This is a genomic window from Salipiger sp. (genome assembly GCF_048261495.1).
In the GTDB taxonomy this organism is placed as follows: domain Bacteria; phylum Pseudomonadota; class Alphaproteobacteria; order Rhodobacterales; family Rhodobacteraceae; genus Salipiger.
Window position 1 is genome coordinate 223698 of sequence record NZ_JBLXFX010000002.1, and the last position, 16199, is coordinate 239896.

Annotated in this window: 16 protein-coding genes; 8 read left to right on the plus strand and 8 right to left on the minus strand. The window is 66.9% G+C overall.

Annotated elements, in window-relative coordinates; genetic code table 11:
* Window positions 1-4: 4 nt before the first annotated feature.
* Together ACN0RJ_RS04515 and rsmI are read right to left on the minus strand one after the other, a co-directional pair.
* A complete protein-coding gene (locus ACN0RJ_RS04515; protein WP_417723531.1) occupies window positions 5-442 on the minus strand; it encodes a YraN family protein in 438 nt (145 codons plus the stop codon).
* A gap of 39 nt (window positions 443-481) precedes the next feature.
* A complete protein-coding gene (gene rsmI / locus ACN0RJ_RS04520; protein ID WP_417723763.1) occupies window positions 482-1342 on the minus strand; it encodes a 16S rRNA (cytidine(1402)-2'-O)-methyltransferase in 861 nt (286 codons plus the stop codon).
* A gap of 111 nt (window positions 1343-1453) precedes the next feature.
* Here rsmI and ACN0RJ_RS04525 point away from each other — a divergent pair, with 111 nt between their 5' ends.
* The 5 genes from ACN0RJ_RS04525 (at window position 1454) to ACN0RJ_RS04545 (ending at window position 7845) form a co-directional block, all read left to right on the plus strand.
* Window positions 1454-2653, plus strand: a complete 1200-nt coding sequence (locus ACN0RJ_RS04525; protein WP_417719450.1) for a penicillin-binding protein activator — start codon at window positions 1454-1456, stop codon at window positions 2651-2653.
* Window positions 2613-5417, plus strand: a complete 2805-nt coding sequence (locus tag ACN0RJ_RS04530) for a [protein-PII] uridylyltransferase (RefSeq protein WP_417723532.1) — start codon at window positions 2613-2615, stop codon at window positions 5415-5417. Before ACN0RJ_RS04525 ends, ACN0RJ_RS04530 begins: the two co-directional genes overlap by 41 nt.
* 186 nt (window positions 5418-5603) lie before the next feature.
* Window positions 5604-6197 (plus strand): hypothetical protein, encoded by a 594-nt coding sequence (locus tag ACN0RJ_RS04535; RefSeq protein ID WP_417723533.1) that lies wholly within the window; start codon window positions 5604-5606, stop codon window positions 6195-6197.
* Between the two features lie 82 nt (window positions 6198-6279).
* Window positions 6280-7089, plus strand: coding sequence for a hypothetical protein (locus ACN0RJ_RS04540; protein WP_417723534.1), 810 nt, complete (start codon window positions 6280-6282; stop codon window positions 7087-7089).
* An 81-nt stretch (window positions 7090-7170) separates the two neighbouring features.
* Window positions 7171-7845: a class I SAM-dependent methyltransferase gene (locus ACN0RJ_RS04545; protein ID WP_417723535.1), complete on the plus strand. Its 675-nt coding sequence runs from the start codon at window positions 7171-7173 to the stop codon at window positions 7843-7845.
* Here ACN0RJ_RS04545 and ACN0RJ_RS04550 read toward each other — a convergent pair.
* The gene (locus tag ACN0RJ_RS04550) at window positions 7799-8089 is read right to left on the minus strand and encodes a type II toxin-antitoxin system prevent-host-death family antitoxin (RefSeq protein WP_417719454.1); all 291 of its coding nucleotides are present in this window, start codon (window positions 8087-8089) and stop codon (window positions 7799-7801) included. The genes ACN0RJ_RS04545 and ACN0RJ_RS04550 overlap by 47 nt on opposite strands.
* 287 nt (window positions 8090-8376) lie before the next feature.
* Between ACN0RJ_RS04550 and murJ the strand changes: the two genes are divergently transcribed.
* Window positions 8377-9933 (plus strand): murein biosynthesis integral membrane protein MurJ, encoded by a 1557-nt coding sequence (gene murJ, locus ACN0RJ_RS04555; protein WP_417723536.1) that lies wholly within the window; start codon window positions 8377-8379, stop codon window positions 9931-9933.
* A complete protein-coding gene (locus ACN0RJ_RS04560; protein WP_417719456.1) occupies window positions 9930-11417 on the plus strand; it encodes a phospholipase D family protein in 1488 nt (495 codons plus the stop codon). The genes murJ and ACN0RJ_RS04560 overlap by 4 nt, the downstream gene beginning before the upstream one ends.
* Window positions 11418-11421: 4 nt before the next feature.
* On the opposite strand, the gene ACN0RJ_RS04565 is transcribed toward ACN0RJ_RS04560, so the two are convergent.
* Window positions 11422-12108, minus strand: a complete 687-nt coding sequence (locus ACN0RJ_RS04565) for a rhomboid family intramembrane serine protease (RefSeq protein ID WP_417719565.1) — start codon at window positions 12106-12108, stop codon at window positions 11422-11424.
* Between the two features lie 75 nt (window positions 12109-12183).
* Here ACN0RJ_RS04565 and trpS point away from each other — a divergent pair, with 75 nt between their 5' ends.
* The gene (gene trpS / locus ACN0RJ_RS04570; RefSeq protein WP_417723537.1) at window positions 12184-13224 is read left to right on the plus strand and encodes a tryptophan--tRNA ligase; all 1041 of its coding nucleotides are present in this window, start codon (window positions 12184-12186) and stop codon (window positions 13222-13224) included.
* 25 nt (window positions 13225-13249) lie between these two features.
* On the opposite strand, the gene ACN0RJ_RS04575 is transcribed toward trpS, so the two are convergent.
* From ACN0RJ_RS04575 to ruvC, 4 genes are all read right to left on the minus strand, one after another.
* Entirely contained in the window at window positions 13250-13885 is a 636-nt protein-coding gene (locus tag ACN0RJ_RS04575; RefSeq protein WP_417723538.1) for a hypothetical protein, read from the minus strand.
* 89 nt (window positions 13886-13974) lie between these two features.
* A complete protein-coding gene (gene ruvB, locus ACN0RJ_RS04580; protein ID WP_417719459.1) occupies window positions 13975-15000 on the minus strand; it encodes a Holliday junction branch migration DNA helicase RuvB in 1026 nt (341 codons plus the stop codon).
* Window positions 15001-15003: 3 nt separating this feature from the next.
* On the minus strand, window positions 15004-15669 hold the full coding sequence (gene ruvA / locus ACN0RJ_RS04585) for a Holliday junction branch migration protein RuvA (protein WP_417723539.1): 666 nt from the start codon (window positions 15667-15669) through the stop codon (window positions 15004-15006).
* Window positions 15666-16154, minus strand: coding sequence for a crossover junction endodeoxyribonuclease RuvC (gene ruvC / locus ACN0RJ_RS04590; RefSeq protein ID WP_417723540.1), 489 nt, complete (start codon window positions 16152-16154; stop codon window positions 15666-15668). Before ruvC ends, ruvA begins: the two co-directional genes overlap by 4 nt.
* Window positions 16155-16199: the final 45 nt, after the last annotated feature.

Consider the following 16199-nt stretch of genomic DNA (forward strand, 5'->3'; position numbering starts at 1 on the left):
CCCGTCAGGCGAAGGCATTTTCCATGACGCGGAAGATGCCGTGCGAATCGACCAGCGCAACATCGAACCGCACTTCGGTCAGCAGCCCTTTCGGCTGGGTCCCGGCGTATTCCTCCGCGGCCCGCATCAGCCGGTGGATCTGCCGCCGGGTCAGGTGCTGCAAGGCCCGGTCGTGGCTGCGGCTCTTCTTGACCTCGACAAAGACCAGCCCGTCGCCGTCGCGGAACACCAGGTCGATTTCCCCGGACTTTCCCCGCCACCGGGCGCGCGCCAGCGGATAGCCGCGGCGTTCGTAATCCTGAGCGATGCGCGCTTCGGCGGCCAGGCCGGCCTGGTGGGCCATGGCCCCGCGCATCGACCGCTCCCGACGCCCCGCCCCGTGCGGGAGGCGGACCGGCGCGACCGGCGCCGCGGTGAAATCGAATGCAAGTTGCGCCGTCATGGTTTCAACCCCTGTTCATCCCTGCCCGACCCTGTCCGGTCAGTCGCGATCCGCCGCCAGGCGCATCGCCTCCTGGTAGACCGGGCGGCGTTTCAGCCCGTGCATGCGGGCCACGAAATCCGCCGCGTCGCGCACCGACATCGTCGTCAGCGCATCACGCAGGGCAGAGGTTACGTCCGATTCGCTAATTTTCTCCGAATCCCCCTTGCCCACCAGCACCACGACCTCTCCCCTGGCCTGCACCTCGGCGTAACGGGCCGCGAGGGCGGAAAGCGGTTCGCGGCGGCATTCCTCGAATTTCTTGGTCAGTTCCCGGCAGACGGCGGCGGGGCGGTCGCCGAGCACCTCGGCGGCATCGGCGAGCATCGCGCCCAGCCGCTTGGGCGATTCGTAGAACACCAGCGTCGCGGGCACGTCCGAGACCTCGGCCAGCGCCTTGCGCCGGGCGGTCGCGGCATTGGGCAGGAAGCCCGCGAACAGGAAGCGGTCCGTCGGCAGGCCGGCCAGGGTCAGCGCCGTCACCACCGCGCTCGCCCCCGGTGCGGCGGTCACCGGATACCCCGCCTCCTGCGCCGCGCGGGCCAGGTCGAAACCGGGGTCCGAGATCATCGGCGTCCCCGCCTCCGAGGCATAGGCCACCGATTTCCCCGCCTCCAGCGCCGCCAGCAGGCGCGGGCGGATGCGGTCGCCGTTGTGGTCGTGGTAGGACAGGCAGGGCCGGTCGCCGAGCGGCACGCCGTGGATCTCCAGCAGCCGTTTGAGGCTCCGGGTGTCCTCCGCGGCCAGCACCTCCGCGTCGCGGAAGATGTCCAGCGCCCGCAGCGTGATGTCGCGCGCATTGCCGATCGGCGTCGACACCAGGAAAAGACCCGGCGTCAATCCGCCCCGTTCGGGATTCATCACTGGACCCGCCTCCGTGCTCGTTTATGATCCCCCCAAAGCCGCCCGATACATCCCGGGGTCAACCCCGGATGTGACCGAGGGCCCGCCAATCGAGGGAGATCTCCGTTCATGTTTGCCGTTCTGACCCGCGCCCGCAAGGCACTCCGCACCGCCGTCCTGATCGGCGCCGCCGGGCTGCTTGCCGCCTGTGATGCCTCGATGATCGGCGGCATGGCCTCGGGCGGCAATGCCAGCCGAGGCGGTCCCACCATCGACCCGACCCAGCCGGTGCGCGTCGCCCTTCTGCTGCCCTATTCCGATTCGTCCGCCGGCCCGATCGCCCGCGATCTCGAGAATGCCGCGCGGCTGGCGATCTCCGAACTCGGCGCGACCCGGATCGACCTGCGCATCTACGACACCGCCGGCTCTCCGGCGCAGGCCGCCCAGCAGGCCCAGCTCGCCGTCGACGAGGGCGCCAAGATCATCCTCGGCCCGCTGCGCGGCGAAACCGCGGTCGAGGCCTCCAAGGTGGTCGCGGACGAGGGCATCAACGTGATGTCCTTCTCCAACAACACCTCGCTGGCCGGCGGCAACCTCTTCATCCTCGGGCCGACCTTCCTCAACACCGCCGACCGCCTGATGTCCTACGGCAAGCGCAACGGCATCGACAGCGTCGCCATCCTGCACTCCCAGGACGTGCCGGGCGAATTCGGCAAATCCGCGATCCAGCTCGCCGCCTCGAAGAACGGCGTCCGCGTCGCCGCCGTGCAGGGCTACCCGCTCAGCATCGACGGCGTCTCCGGCGTCGCCCGCAACATGAGCCAGGTGGTCAACGGCTCCGGTGCCAAGTCGGTGTTCATCACCTCCGACGCCACCAATGCCGCCATGCCGCTCATCCTCCAGCTCATGCCCGAAGGCGGCGTCTCGCCCGCCAGCACCCAGTACATCGGCCTGACGCGCTGGGACGTGGCACCGCAGCTCTTCTCCTACCCCGGGGCGGACGGCGCCTGGTTCACCATGCCCAACCAGTCGATGCAGCAGGCCTTCGCCTCGCGCTACCGTGCCGCCTACGGTGCCGAACCGCACCCCCTCGCCGGCCTCGCCTTCGACGGCATCGCCGCCATCGGCGCGCTGGTCAAGCAGGGTCGCCGCGATGCGCTGACCGGCGGCGCGCTGACCCAGGGATCTGGTTTCCAGGGCACGGGTGGTGTATTCCGCCTGAAATCCGATGGCACCAACGAACGCGGTCTGGCCATCGCGACGGTGCGCAACAACCAGGTGGTGATCCTTGACCCAGCTCCCTCCAGCTTCTCCGGCGCTGGCTTCTGACGACGCGACGCGGGATGCCGATCCCGGCGACCTGATCCTCCCCGCCGAGAGGATCCTCGACATCCCGGCCCTGCGGACGTCGCTCTTCGAAGCGGCGTCCGAAGCCTCGAACGAGGGCGGCGTGCGCGCCGCCGCCGTCCGGCTCATCGGCGCCGCCCAGGCCGAGGCCCGCGAACGCATCGCCGCCGCCATCGCCGAGCGCCCGCGCGAGGCCTTCGCCGCCACCCGCTCCTATGCCTGGGTCACCGATGTCGTGGTCCGGCTGGTGCACGAACTGGCCACCCGCCGCCTGCACCCCCTGCCCAACCCGACCACCAGCGAACGCCTGACCGTCATGGCCGTCGGCGGCTACGGCCGGGGCGAAATGGCGCCCTTCTCCGATGTCGACCTGCTGTTCCTCACGCCCTACAAGATCACCCCCTGGGCCGAGAGCACGATCGAATCCATGCTCTACATCTTCTGGGACCTGAAGCTGAAGGTCGGCCATGCCTCGCGGACGGTGAAGGACTGCCTCCGCCTCGGGGCGCAGGATTTCACCATCCGCACCGCGATGCTGGAAAACCGCTACATCACCGGCGACCGCGCGCTCGGGACCAACCTCGACCGCCGCCTGTGGTCCGACCTGTTCAAGGGCACCGAACGCGCCTTCGTCGCCGCCAAGCTCGACGAACGCGGCGCCCGCCACCGCAAGCAGGGCCTGCGCTACGTGGTCGAACCCAACGTGAAGGAGGGCAAGGGCGGCCTGCGCGACCTGCAATCGCTCTACTGGATCACCAAGTACATCTACCACACCGACGACGCCGAGGACCTGGTCAAGCTCGGGGTCTTCCGGGCCGAGGAATACCGCACCTTCGAAAAGGCCGAGAACTACCTCTGGGCGGTGCGCTGCCACCTGCACCTCGCCGCCGGGCGCGCGGTGGAACAGCTCACCTTCGACATGCAGGTCGAGGTCGCGGACCGCATGGGCTATGCCGACAAGGGCGGGCGCCGCGCCGTGGAATGGTTCATGCAGGACTACTTCCGCCACGCCACCGCCGTCGGCGACCTCACCCGCATCTTCCTCACCTCGCTCGAGGCCGAGCAGCAGAAGGACGCGCCGCTCCTGATGCGGATGTTCAAGCGCGGCCCGCAGGTCAAGGGCGGCTACGAGATCGTCCACAACCGACTCGCCATCGAGGACGACAAGGCCTTCCTGTCGGACAAGATGAACCTGCTGCGGATCTTCGAGGAGGCGCTGCGCACCGGCCTGCTGATCCACCCCGACGCGATGCGGCTGGTCAAGGCGAACCTGTCCCTGATCGACGACGACATGCGCAACGAAAAGGAAGCGCGGCGCATCTTCCTCGACCTGCTGCTCAAGCACGGCAACCCGGAACGCGCCCTGCGCCGGATGAACGAGCTCGGCATGCTCGCCGCCTTCATCCCGGAATTCGAACCCATCGTCGCGATGATGCAGTTCAACATGTACCACCACTACACGGTGGACGAACACACCATCCAGTGCATCAAGCACCTCTCCGAGATCGAGCACGGCAACCTGATCGAGGAACTGCCCGTCGCCTCGACCATCCTCAAGGAGGGCGTGAACCGCAAGGTGCTCTACGTCGCGCTGCTGCTGCACGACATCGGCAAGGGCCGCGAAGAGGACCACGCCGCGCTCGGCGCCCGCATGGCGCGCAAGATCGCGCCCCGCCTCGGTCTCACCAAGGCCGAAAGCGCCACCGTGGAATGGCTGGTGCGCTACCATCTCGTGATGTCGGACATGGCGCAGAAACGCGACATCGCCGACCCCCGCACCGTGCGCGACTTCGCCAAGGCGGTGCAGACCCGCGAACGGCTCGACCTGCTGACCGTGCTCACCGTCTGCGACATCCGCGGCGTCGGCCCCGGCACCTGGAACAACTGGAAGGCCACGCTGCTGCGCGCCCTCTACCGCCAGACCCGCCGCGCCCTCGAGGGCGGGATGGAGGCGCTCAACCGCGAGAACCGCGGCGCCGAGGCCAAGAAGGCCCTGCGCGAGGCGCTCTCGGACTGGGAAACCAAGGACCTGCGCATCGAGACCGGCCGCCACTACGACCCCTACTGGCAGGGCATGCACGTCACCGCCCACAAGGTCTTTGCCGAGCTGCTGCGCGGCATCAAGGCCGACGAGATCAAGCTCGACATCCACCCCGACGACGACCGCGACGCCACCCGCGTCTGCTTTGCCCTCGACGACCACCCCGGGATCTTCTCGCGGCTCGCCGGGGCGCTGGCGCTGGTCGGGGCCAACGTGGTCGACGCGCGCACCTTCACCTCCAAGGACGGCTACGCCACCGCCGCCTTCTGGATCCAGGACGCCGACGGCTCCCCCTACGAGGACGTGCGCATCCCCCGCCTGCGCGAGATGATCCGCAAGACCCTCATGGGCGAGGTCAAGCCGCGCGAGATGATCCGCACCCGCGACAAGCTCAAGAAGCGCGAACGCGCCTTCAACGTGCCGACCTCGATCACCTTCGACAACGAAGGCTCCGAGATCTACACCATCATCGAAGTCGACACCCGCGACCGCCCCGGCCTGCTCTACGACCTCACCCGCACCCTGTCCGAAAGCAACGTCTACATCGCCTCCGCCGTCATCGCGACCTACGGAGAGCAGGTGGTCGACACCTTCTACGTCAAGGACATGTTCGGCCTGAAGTTCTTCACCCCCTCCAAGCAGCGCACGCTGGAGCGTCGGTTGCGGGACGCGATTGCGGCAGGCAAGGAGAGGGCGGATGGGTGAGGGTGCTAAGAGCACGTATTTTGCGGCAAATCGTCAATAGTGCATTCGAAATTGTCTCTCCTCGCATACCTTCGAAAGACTGCCCGCAAGATGCGCCTGTTCTTTATCAGTCGCCACATTAGAGTCTTGAAAATTTTTGCGGAAGGCATCATTTCTAGTTAGTCAATGCTGGTTCGGAGCAGTAGGTTGATCGCATTCTCGCTAAATACGTTCGTCAAGATTTGCCTTCTAGATACCGGTGGGCGAATTTCCGAACTTCAAAAGAGACTGACCAGTGCAGGCGGTTACGACTTCTACAAGCCCTTGCACAAAGCAATTAGGACATATTGCCCAGGGGAACCACAAAAAGTCACTCAGATTCTCGATGCTCCCGTGAAGGATATAGAGAGAAAATATAACGCGGACGCCTTCAAGTATTTTGCTTCGAAATTCGGCACCAGTAAAGGCCTTGAGGCGATCACTAGCCCGAAGACAATAAATTTTCAAAGCGCCGGAATCTCCATTCGTATCGACCCAGTCTTTGAACTTTCTCACTCTGGCTCAAGGCAGATATACTGTATCTGGCCGACACATAAACCGCAACTATCTCAAAGATACGGCGCATTAGCTTGCCACCTGATGAGACGCGCTTACTCTAACACCTCACTTGGGAACGGTTCATTTTTCTTTTCCGACTTCGTGACGGGGAAGACTTACTCCGAAAAGCAAATCACTAATAATACCAATCTCATTTTAATGGCCGACGTTACGAGCATTGGCACTCTAATTAAAGAGCTTTAACGCCGATCAATCTTGACAACCCAAGGACTGCGAAATGGAATTCTTGGCCCAACACAAACTCCGGGTGAGTTACAGAGGCGGATTGGCTGATGAAAACAGTCTTCCAGGTTACGATGGCGCTACTTCGATCGACGGTATCACTCGTGCCATTCTCATAGCGACACACGCCTACATGACCGGCGAAGTAGTTTCTCGCGCCACGGCCCTGAAAGGGGCTTCTGTGCTGCTAAAGCCCGCGAGACAAGGTAGTTTTATCTTTGACCTGCTGGTCATGATGGAAATGCATCCGGCCACTACTGGTTTGGCTGCGGCGCTGACTGCAGCCCCCTTTTACGATTTCATAAAAACAGCTTTCAAACGAGCAACCGGAGTTCTTAACGCAGAGCCCGAGACCAAGCACCTTCAACGGATTTATTCTAGAAAACAACCTCCGCCACTCAAACGATCTCCTGCGGATCTTGATGTATTAGCGGAAACTTTGGAAGGAAGCCTGCAAGCCGCACACCGCCCAATTGGTATCGAGGGAACTATTGATACCATTACAATTAGCGCCAGAAAAACGAAACTCGTTCAATTTGATGAGGAAACCAAGGGGTGGGTAAACACCCGCGACGAAACACCTGGGCTGGAGAGATTCAGGGGTAACGTGACAAGATACAATTCAATCTCTAGGAATGGACGTGCCTTTATCGATAAGCTTGAAAAAGTCGTGCCAATACGTCCCGACGGGGACTTCCCTACAGGCGACTTGGCGCACCTTACATGGTCATTGCACGGAAGTAACGTGGGCGCACACAGCAAGATTGACATGCACGCAAGAAGAGTGATTTCCGCAAGTGGAAAGGTGAAACGGCTGCTTCTTGCAGATTGTGCAAGGGCCCCCCAAAAATAGGCTGCCCTCCGTTGCACCCGGCCCCTTGCCAGCCCCCCCGCACCGCCGTAAGCGCCGCAGAACCCCAACCCCGGCGCCGCCATGTCCCTCTCTCCCTACGACCGCCCGCGTTTCTACGACGACGCCCTCGCCCGGGGCCGGCACCGCGACATCGTGGGCGGGCGGTGGGACGAGACGGGGCGGGCGCAGATGGCGCTGCTGCTCGACGCGGGCCTCAAGCCGCATCACCACCTGCTCGACATCGGGGCGGGGTCGCTGCGGCTGGGGTGCAAGGCGGTGCCCTATCTCGACCCCGGGCATTACTGGGCGACCGATGCCTCGCGGGCGCTGATGCTGGCGGGGCACCGGCACGAGCTCTCCGATCCGGCGCGGCTCGATCCCGCGCATCTGGTCGAGGACCGGGACTTTGCCTATCCCGGCGTGCCCGACGACATCACCCATGCCATCGCCTTCGGGGTGTTTCCGCATCTGCCCGGCCCGGCCCTGGCCTCGGCCATCGCGGGGCTGGGGCGGTTTGCGCGGCTGGAGGCGGTGTTCTTCACCCTGTTCCTCGCCCCGGAGGGCGCCGCGAGCCACCGCCAGAAGGACGGCGTGGTGACCCATGCCGGGCGCGCGCCCCGTCACGTGAGCGCCGGGCACGCCCGCGCCGCCGCCCCCGGCTGGAGCCTGTCGCGCGACGACCGGATGCTGCCGCGCGGGCAGGTGCTGTTCATCGCTCGTCCGCCCGGTCGCGCTGCGCCAGGATCGCATCCCTGAGCGCGCGCTGCCGGTCGAGCTTCTCGCGCATCCTGAGTTCCAGAAAGTGCATCGACTGGGTGTCCACCTCCCAGAGGGCGCGGGCCTCGTGGATCGGCACCAGCCCGGCCACCGCCCGGCCGCGCCGGACGATGCAGAAGCGGGCCTCGCGCATCTGCACCTTGTCGAGGTAGTGGCGCAGGTTGGACCGGAGCTTCTCCGAGGTGACGTTGTCGAGGAACGAGAGGTTCATGTCGTAGTGCATCGCGGTCTCCGGGTCCGATCGCCGAAAGCCTGCGCGCCGGCGCTTGCGGTTTCGCTAACGCACCGTGCGCAGGGCCCGCTCCCGGGGGGGCCCGTCGGGCGCACCGGGGCGGACCGTACGGCCGCGACGTACGTTTCGGACGGCGGCGCTCGGGGCGGCGGAAAATCCCCTGTCAGGGGCGGGTCCCGCACGCCTCACATGTCCGTGTCGTACGGGTCGCGCGTACGGACGCCCTTTCCGGGCGGGCCGAAACCCCGTACTCGGGGGCGGACATCACAGGGGGCTCCATGAAACCCATCCGCCTGATAACCGGCATCATGACCGTCGGATTCTGGACACTCGCGAGCCGGGTGCTCGGGGTCGTCCGCGAGATCTTCATCCTCGCCTACATCGGCCCCGGTCCCGTACTGGACGCCTTCGTCGCGGCCTTCCGCCTGCCGAACATGTTCCGCCGGTTTTTCGCCGAGGGGGCCTTCAACGCGGCCTTCGTGCCGATCTTCTCGAAGAAGTACGAAGGCGAGGAAGACCCGCTGATCTTTGCCCGAAACGCGATGAACGGACTGGCCTTCGTGCTGCTGATCCTGACCGCGCTCGCGATGATCCTGATGCCGGCGCTGGTCTGGGCCACGGCCTCGGGTTTTGCCGGGGACGCGCGGTTCGACATGACCACCGGCTTCGGGCGGATCATCTTTCCCTACATCCTGTTCATCTCGCTGGCGGCCCTGTTCTCGGGCGCGCTGAATGCCACCGGCCATTTCGCGGCGGCGGCGGCGGCACCGGTGCTGCTCAACATCTTCGTCATCGTGGCGATGGTCCTCGCGGCCTGGCTGGGAGAGGAGATCATCCTCTGGCTGGTCTGGACGATCCCGCTTGCAGGGGTGGCGCAGCTCGCGCTGGTCTGGGTCGCGGCGGACCGCGCCGGGATCCGACTGAGGCCGGCCCGGCCGGTCTGGAACAGCGACATGAAGCGCCTCCTGCGGGTGGCCGTTCCGGCGGCGCTGGCAGGCGGCGTCATGCAGGTCAACCTGCTGGTGGGACAGCAGGTGGCGTCCCAGTTCGACAAGGCCGTGGGCTGGCTCTATGCCGCCGACCGCCTGTATCAACTGCCGCTGGGCGTGGTCGGAATCGCGGTGGGCATCGTGCTGCTCCCCGACCTGTCGCGGCGGCTCAAGGCGCAGGACGACCACGGCGCGCGGCATGCCTTTTCGCGCGCGGGAGAGCTGTCGCTCGCGCTGACCGTTCCGGCGGCGGCGGCGCTGGTGCTGGTGCCCCTGCCCATCGTCTCGGTGCTGTTCCAGCGCGGTGCGACCGGGCCCGGGGACAGCGCCGCCATCGCGCTGGCGGTGGCAATCTACGGGCTCGGCCTGCCGGCCTTCGTGCTCCAGAAGGTGCTGCAACCGCTGTTCTTCGCCCGCGAGGACACCCGGACCCCGTTCCGCTATGCGGTCTGGTCCATGGCGATCAACGCGCTGCTGGCCATCGGGCTGGCGCCGGTCCTGGGCTGGATCGCCCCGGCGATCGCCACCACCGCGGCGGGGTGGATCATGGTCGTGATGCTGGCCGTCGGCGGGCGCCGCTTCGGAGAGGTCGCGCGCTTCGACAACCGCTTCCGCAAGCGGCTTTGGCGCATCCTCATCGCCACCGTCATCATGGGCGTGGTTCTTTCGGGAACCGCGATGCTGCTTCGTCCGTTTCTGGTCATGAGCCTCTGGCGCTACCTTGCCCTCGTGGTGCTGATCCTCATCGGCATCGCGGCCTACGGTATCGCGGGGCACCTCACGGGCGCATTCCGCCTTTCCGAATTCCGCACGGCGTTCCGCCGGAAAAGGTCCGACACAGAATGACACTGACGCCCCTCATCACCGCGGCCGAAGGATTTCCCGCGCTGGAGAAGCTTGTCGCATCCGCCGACACGGAACTGCTGATGTCGTTCCGCATTCTCGACCCGCAGACCCGCCTGCGGTCGGACGAGCTGACCTCGGAGGGGCTGGAAACCTGGGGCGACCTGCTCGCCCACGTCGCGCGCAAGGGGGTCAGGCTGCGGATGGTACTGGCGGATTTCGACCCGGTCTTCACCTCGACCCTGCACCGCCTCGCCTGGGCCTCGGCCAGCCGCTTTGCCGAGAAGGCCAGCGGCGATGTCGGCATCATCTGCGCCCCGCACGGGCAGGAGGCCGGCTGGTTCTGGCGCCTCGCCATGCGCGGCCAGATCGGCAGTCGTCTGGCCGAGCTGCGCGACGAGGACCCCGCCGACCTCACCCCGCTCCAGCGCGCCGCGCTCGAAGGTGCGGTGCGGCTGCGGCCCGTCACCATCCACCAGAAATTCGCCGTCGCCGACGGGGCGCGCTGCGTGATCGGCGGCCTCGACATCAACGAGCGCCGCTTCGACACCCCGGAGCACGACCGCCCCGCCGAGGAAACCTGGCAGGACGTGAGCATGCAGGTGGAGGATGCCGATTTCTCCGCCGCGCTCCGGCTGCATTTCGCCGAGACATGGAATGCCGCGCTCGATTGCGGGGCGCCCTGCCTGACCGGCACGGCAGAGCGTCTTGCCACCGACACCCGCCCCCAGACGGCCGCCGACCTCAAGCTGGTGCGGACCTTTTCCGCGCCCTGCCCCGGCGCCGTACGGCTGGGACCGCGCAGCGTCGCCATCGACCACGAAAAGGCCACCCTCTCGATGATCGGAGAGGCCGAGCGGCACATCTACGTGGAAACCCAGTTCCTGCGTCACAAGCCCATCGCCGACGCGCTGGTCCGCGCCGCCGACCGGCATCCCGACCTGCAACTGGTGATGATCCTGCCACCGGCCGCCGACCGGGTCCTGTTCGACGGCGACGACGGCTGGGACGCCCGCCACGCGCATTCGCTTCAGTGGCAGGCGCTCGAACGGCTGAGAAAGGCCTTCGACGACCGGCTCGCGCTGATCTCCCCGGCACGCAAGTCCTCCTCGCAGGACGAGGTCGCGACGCTGCACGGCGCGCAACCGATCTACGTGCATTCCAAGGTGATGCTGGTCGACGACCGCGTCGGCATGGTGGGCTCGGCCAATCTCAACGGCCGCTCGATGCGCTGGGACACCGAAGCCTCGGTCATGTTCCGTCGGCCCGACGATGTGGAAAACCTGCGCATCCGACTGGCAAGGGCATGGCTCGGGCCGCAGGCCGAGGGCAAGGACTGCACCCTTGCCAAGGTCTGGCGGCAGGCCGCGCTGACCAATGCCGCCCGCGCCCCGGAACAGCGCGAGAGCTTCGTGCTTCCCTACCCGCTGGCCACGGCGCGGAAATTCTCGCGCCGGTTCCCGCTGCTTCCCGACGAGATGTTCTGAACGCTCAGTCCCGGCGCAGCCGCGACCGCAGGCGGGCCCAGCCACCGGGAATCAGCAGCGTCGCCACCGCGAAGCCCGCGACGAACCCGGCAAGGTCGGCGATCCAGTCCGGCCCGCCGCCGAACAGCAGCCCGAAGACCAGTTGCAGACCGAGCAGGAACCCGATCAGCGAAAACGCCCGGATCTGCTGCGCCCCGAGCTCTCCCAGCTTCAGCCAGAGCAGGTAGGTGAAGGCCCCGATCAGCCCGTAGACCGGGGGAAAGGCGCCGAACAGCGGCTGCGAGGTATCGACCAGCGCCCCGTAGGCCAGCCCTCCGGCGACCGACGCGGCCACGAAGACCACCAGCACCGCGAGATTGCCCAGCGTCTCGCCCACCATCTTGCCCAGCGCCAGCAGCATGACGCCGGCGAACAGGGCATGGGTGAAGGACCCGTGCACGAAGGGATAGCTGAGAAAGCGGATCACGTGCTCGATCGGCCATTGGCCGGTGTCCAGCATCCAGCGGAAGACCTGCGACGAGAAGGCGAAGCGCTCCAGCGCGTCGAGCCGCCAGCCCACCGCGCCCGGCCCGCCGACAAGCCCCCGCGCCCCGAGCGACAGGACGACCTCCGTGCCGACGATGACGATGAACAGCGCGGCAACCACCGGCGGCAGCGGGTTCACGGGGCGTTCGTTGAACGGATGGACCATTGCGGGCTCTTTCTTGACGACCTGTCGGGGCATGGGTAAGCCAGCGCAACGCAAATATCCAGACGGAGTAAGCCCATGTCCGAGGCGGATCAGCCCACCACCGCCTTCACCCCGCGCGTCTTTTCCGGCATCCAGCCGTCCGGAGGCCTGACGCTCGGCAATTATCTGGGTGCCATGAAGCGCTTCGTGGACTGGCAGGCGCGCGATATCGAGACGATCTACTGCATGGTCGACATGCACGCGATCACCGTCTGGCAGGACCCGGCGGCGCTGACCCGCCAGACCCGCGAACTGGCCGCCGGCTACCTGGCCTCGGGTCTCGATCCGGCGCGCTCGATCCTGTTCAACCAGAGCCAGGTGCCCGAGCACGCGCAGCTCGCGTGGGTCTTCAACTGCGTCGCCCGGATGGGCTGGATGCAGCGCATGACCCAGTGGAAGGACAAGGCGGGCAAGAACCAGCAGAACGCCTCTCTCGGGCTCTTTGCCTATCCGTCGCTGATGGCCGCCGACATCCTCGTCTATCACGCGACCCACGTGCCGGTGGGCGAGGACCAGAAGCAGCATATCGAGCTGACGCGCGACATCGCGATCAAGTTCAACCACGATTACGGCGTCGACTTCTTCCCGGTGACCGAGCCGGTGATCGAAGGCGCCGCGACCCGCGTCATGTCGCTGCGCGACGGCTCGAAGAAGATGTCGAAATCCGATCCCTCGGACGCCTCGCGCATCAACCTCACCGACGATGCCGATACCATCGCGCAAAAGATCCGCAAGGCGAAGACCGACCCGGAACCCCTGCCCTCCGAGGCCGCGGGTCTCGCGGAGCGGCCCGAGGCGCGCAACCTCGTCAACATCTTCGCCGCGCTCTCCGAGCAGGGCGTGGAGCAGGTTCTGGCCGAGGTCGGCGGCAAGCCGTTTTCCGAGTTCAAGCCGATGCTGGCGGATCTCGCGGTGGCCAAACTGTCGCCGATCTCGTCGGAAATGGCGCGCTACATGCAGGACCCTGCGCAGATCGACGCGATCCTTCGGGACGGCGCAGAGCGCGCCCGCGCCATCGCCGAACCGATCCTGCACAGGACCTATGAAATCGTGGGCATGGTCGGCGCCCGCGTCTGACCCCTCGACCGGCCGGGGCAGCGCCTCAGCCGGTCACCCCCACCCGCGCGGCAAGCCGCAGCGCGTGGCTCGGATCCTGCGCCATGGCGGGCATCAGCCGGTCGTAGGCGGCCCGGATCACCGCGCCGATATCCGGTCGCAGCACCACCCGGCCATCCTCCAGCGCCCCCAGCGGAGAGCGCTCGGCAAAGGCGGTTTCCGACCATACCAGCATGAGTTGCGCCACCTGGGCGAGCGCCAGATCCTCGGCCGGGATCGCCGACAGCCGCGCATCCATCCGCAGGAAGAGAAAGGCCGCCTTGATCGCCCCGGTCTCGTCGAACCGGAACACCCGGTACTGGTTGGCCTGAGCCGCGTCGAGGCGGGCCACCAGAGGGTCGAGCCCGTCGATCAGCCGGCCCAGGTCGGGCACCGACAGCAATTCGGACCAGTCGCGCAAGAAGAAGACCATCACGTTGGCGCCGAGTTCCGGGTCGGTTTCCGCCATGTGGTGCCCGGCGAGCGCGCAGAGCGCCTCGAACGCGCCCTTGACCACCGAAAGCGTCCGGTCTTCCACCCCGAAAACGATGGGCGACAATGGCCGCCCCCAGCGCGCGCAGAAATACGACCCGTCGGGCCGCGTGAACAGCGCCGCGATATCCTGATGCGTGAGCGTTGCCATGGCTCCCCTGCTTCTTCTTGTTCAAAATACGCAAATCCGGCCCCGCGGCCGGTGCCTCCGCCTGCCATGCCGGGCGCGGGGCCGCAACCTCAGTCGAACAGACTCGACTGGCCGGGCGGCCGGGGCGCCGCCATGCCCAGGTGATCCCAGGCCTTCTGCGCCAGCATCCGCCCGCGCGGCGTGCGCTGGATCAGCCCCTGCTGGAGGAGGAAGGGTTCGATGACCTCTTCGATGGCATCGCGGCTCTCCGACAACGCGGCGGAGAGGGTCTCGATCCCCACCGGCCCGCCCGCGTAATTCTCGGCGATCAGGCGCAGGTAGCGGCGGTCCGCGCCGTCAAGGCCCAGCTTGTCGACCCCCAGCCGCGTCAGCGCGCTGTCCGCCAACCCGCGCGAGACCACGCCGCCGGCCTCGACGACCGCGAAATCGACCACGCGGCGCAGCAGGCGCCCGGCGATGCGCGGCGTGCCCCGGGCGCGCTTCGCGATCTCGAGCGCGCCGTCGGCATCGGCCCGCACGCCCAGCTTGACGGCATTGCGCGACACGATCTCGTGCAACTCGTCCACGGTGTAGAACTGCAGCCGCGTCGGAATGCCGAAGCGGTCCCGCAGCGGCGTCGTCAGCAGCCCCAGCCGCGTCGTCGCCCCGACCAGGGTGAACGGCTGCAACTCGATCCGGACGGTGCGCGCGGCGGGGCCCTCACCGATCACGAGGTCGAGCTCGAAATCCTCCAGCGCCGGATAGAGCACCTCCTCCACCACCGGGTTGAGCCGGTGGATCTCGTCGATGAACAGCACGTCGCGGGCTTCGAGATTGGTCAGGATCGCCGCCAGATCGCCGGCCCGCGCCAGCACCGGCCCCGAGGTCATGCGGAAGCCGACCCCCAGTTCCCGCGCCATGATCTGCGCCAGTGTCGTCTTGCCCAGCCCCGGCGGGCCGTGAAACAGCGTGTGATCCATCGCTTCGCCGCGCTGCCGGGCCGCCTGGACAAAGACCCTGAGATTGGCGCGCGCTTCGGCCTGCCCGATGAAATCGTCGAGCATCTGCGGCCGCAGCGCGCGGCCTTCGTCCTCGGGCAGCGGATCCGGGCGCAGCGTGGGGTCGGGTCCGGTCATCGCTTATCCCTTGGGTGCCAGCAGCTTCAGCGCCGCGCGGATCAGGGCCGAGGTCTCGGCCTCGGGGGCCTCGCCCGCCGCCTCTGCGACGGCACTCGCAGCCTCCGACGGCCCGTAGCCGAGATTGCCGAGCGCGGACAGCGCCTCGGACTGGGCGGAGGCGTTGGTCGGCGCGGCGGGGGCGGCAGGGCGCGGCGCGGGGGCGACCGGGTCTTCCAGCACGTCGTCGCCCGCGGCGGTCGCGGTGCCCGCGCCCATCGCCATGACCATCGGCGCCTTGTCCTTCAATTCGATCACCACCCTCTGCGCGGTCTTGGGGCCGATGCCCTTTGCCGCCTTGATGGCGTTGATGTCGCCGAGCGCGATCGCCCGGCTCACCCCGTCCGGCCCGAGCGCCCCGAGGATCGCCAGCGAGGCCTTGGCCCCGATCCCCTGCACCGACATCAGCAGCCGGTGCCATTCCTTTTCGACCAGGGTCGGAAAGCCGAAGAGCTGCAACAGGTCCTCGCGCACGAGCAGGTCGGTGTAGAGCGCCGCCGCCTCGCCTGGTCGCGGCAGCGAGGCCAGCACCCGGTCCGAGCAGTAGATGACATAGCCGACACCGCGCACGTCGATCAGGACGTGATCCTCGCCCTTGTATTCCACCCGGCCCGCGATACGCCCGATCATGCCAGCATCCTCAGATCCCGCCCGCCGACATGGCGCGCATGGCAGATCGCGATGGCCAGCGCATCCGCCGCATCCGGCCCGGCGATCTTCACGCCGGGAAGCTGCATCTTCACCATGTGATCCACCTGCCGCTTGTCCGCATGCCCCACGCCCACGACCGTCTTCTTGACGGTATTGGGCGCATATTCCCCGACGTCCAGCCCGAACTGCGCCGGGACCAGCATCGCGATCCCCCGCGCCTGGCCGAGCTTCAGCGTACCGGCCGCGTCCTTGTTGACGAAGGTCTGTTCGACCGCCGCCAACTCGGGCTGCCAGGTCCGGAAGATCCCGGAGAGCTGCACGTGAAGCGACAGGAGCCGCGCCGCCAGCGTTCCCTGCCCCGATTCGCAGATTCCGTTGGCAACATGCCGCAAACGACTGCCATCCACGTCGATCACGCCCCATCCGAGGAAGCGCAACCCCGGATCTATCCCGAGTACCCTCATGCCTGCCCTGCCCTTGTTGCTTTTGAGACACGGGTAGCACGAAAC

Bases quoted from the DNA above. Each gene is read 5' to 3' on its own strand.
- rsmI (WP_417723763.1), bottom strand. From the start codon at position 1,342: ATGAATCCCGAACGGGGCGGATTGACGCCGGGTCTTTTCCTGGTGTCG.
- ACN0RJ_RS04550 (WP_417719454.1), bottom strand. From the start codon at position 8,089: ATGCACTACGACATGAACCTCTCGTTCCTCGACAACGTCACCTCGGAG.
- trpS (WP_417723537.1), top strand. From the start codon at position 12,184: ATGTCCGAGGCGGATCAGCCCACCACCGCCTTCACCCCGCGCGTCTTT.
- ACN0RJ_RS04560 (WP_417719456.1), top strand. From the start codon at position 9,930: ATGACACTGACGCCCCTCATCACCGCGGCCGAAGGATTTCCCGCGCTG.
- ruvB (WP_417719459.1), bottom strand. From the start codon at position 15,000: ATGACCGGACCCGACCCCACGCTGCGCCCGGATCCGCTGCCCGAGGAC.
- ACN0RJ_RS04525 (WP_417719450.1), top strand. From the start codon at position 1,454: ATGTTTGCCGTTCTGACCCGCGCCCGCAAGGCACTCCGCACCGCCGTC.
- ACN0RJ_RS04515 (WP_417723531.1), bottom strand. From the start codon at position 442: ATGACGGCGCAACTTGCATTCGATTTCACCGCGGCGCCGGTCGCGCCG.
- ruvA (WP_417723539.1), bottom strand. From the start codon at position 15,669: ATGATCGGGCGTATCGCGGGCCGGGTGGAATACAAGGGCGAGGATCAC.
- ACN0RJ_RS04565 (WP_417719565.1), bottom strand. From the start codon at position 12,108: ATGGTCCATCCGTTCAACGAACGCCCCGTGAACCCGCTGCCGCCGGTG.
- ACN0RJ_RS04575 (WP_417723538.1), bottom strand. From the start codon at position 13,885: ATGGCAACGCTCACGCATCAGGATATCGCGGCGCTGTTCACGCGGCCC.
- ACN0RJ_RS04545 (WP_417723535.1), top strand. From the start codon at position 7,171: ATGTCCCTCTCTCCCTACGACCGCCCGCGTTTCTACGACGACGCCCTC.
- ruvC (WP_417723540.1), bottom strand. From the start codon at position 16,154: ATGAGGGTACTCGGGATAGATCCGGGGTTGCGCTTCCTCGGATGGGGC.
- murJ (WP_417723536.1), top strand. From the start codon at position 8,377: ATGAAACCCATCCGCCTGATAACCGGCATCATGACCGTCGGATTCTGG.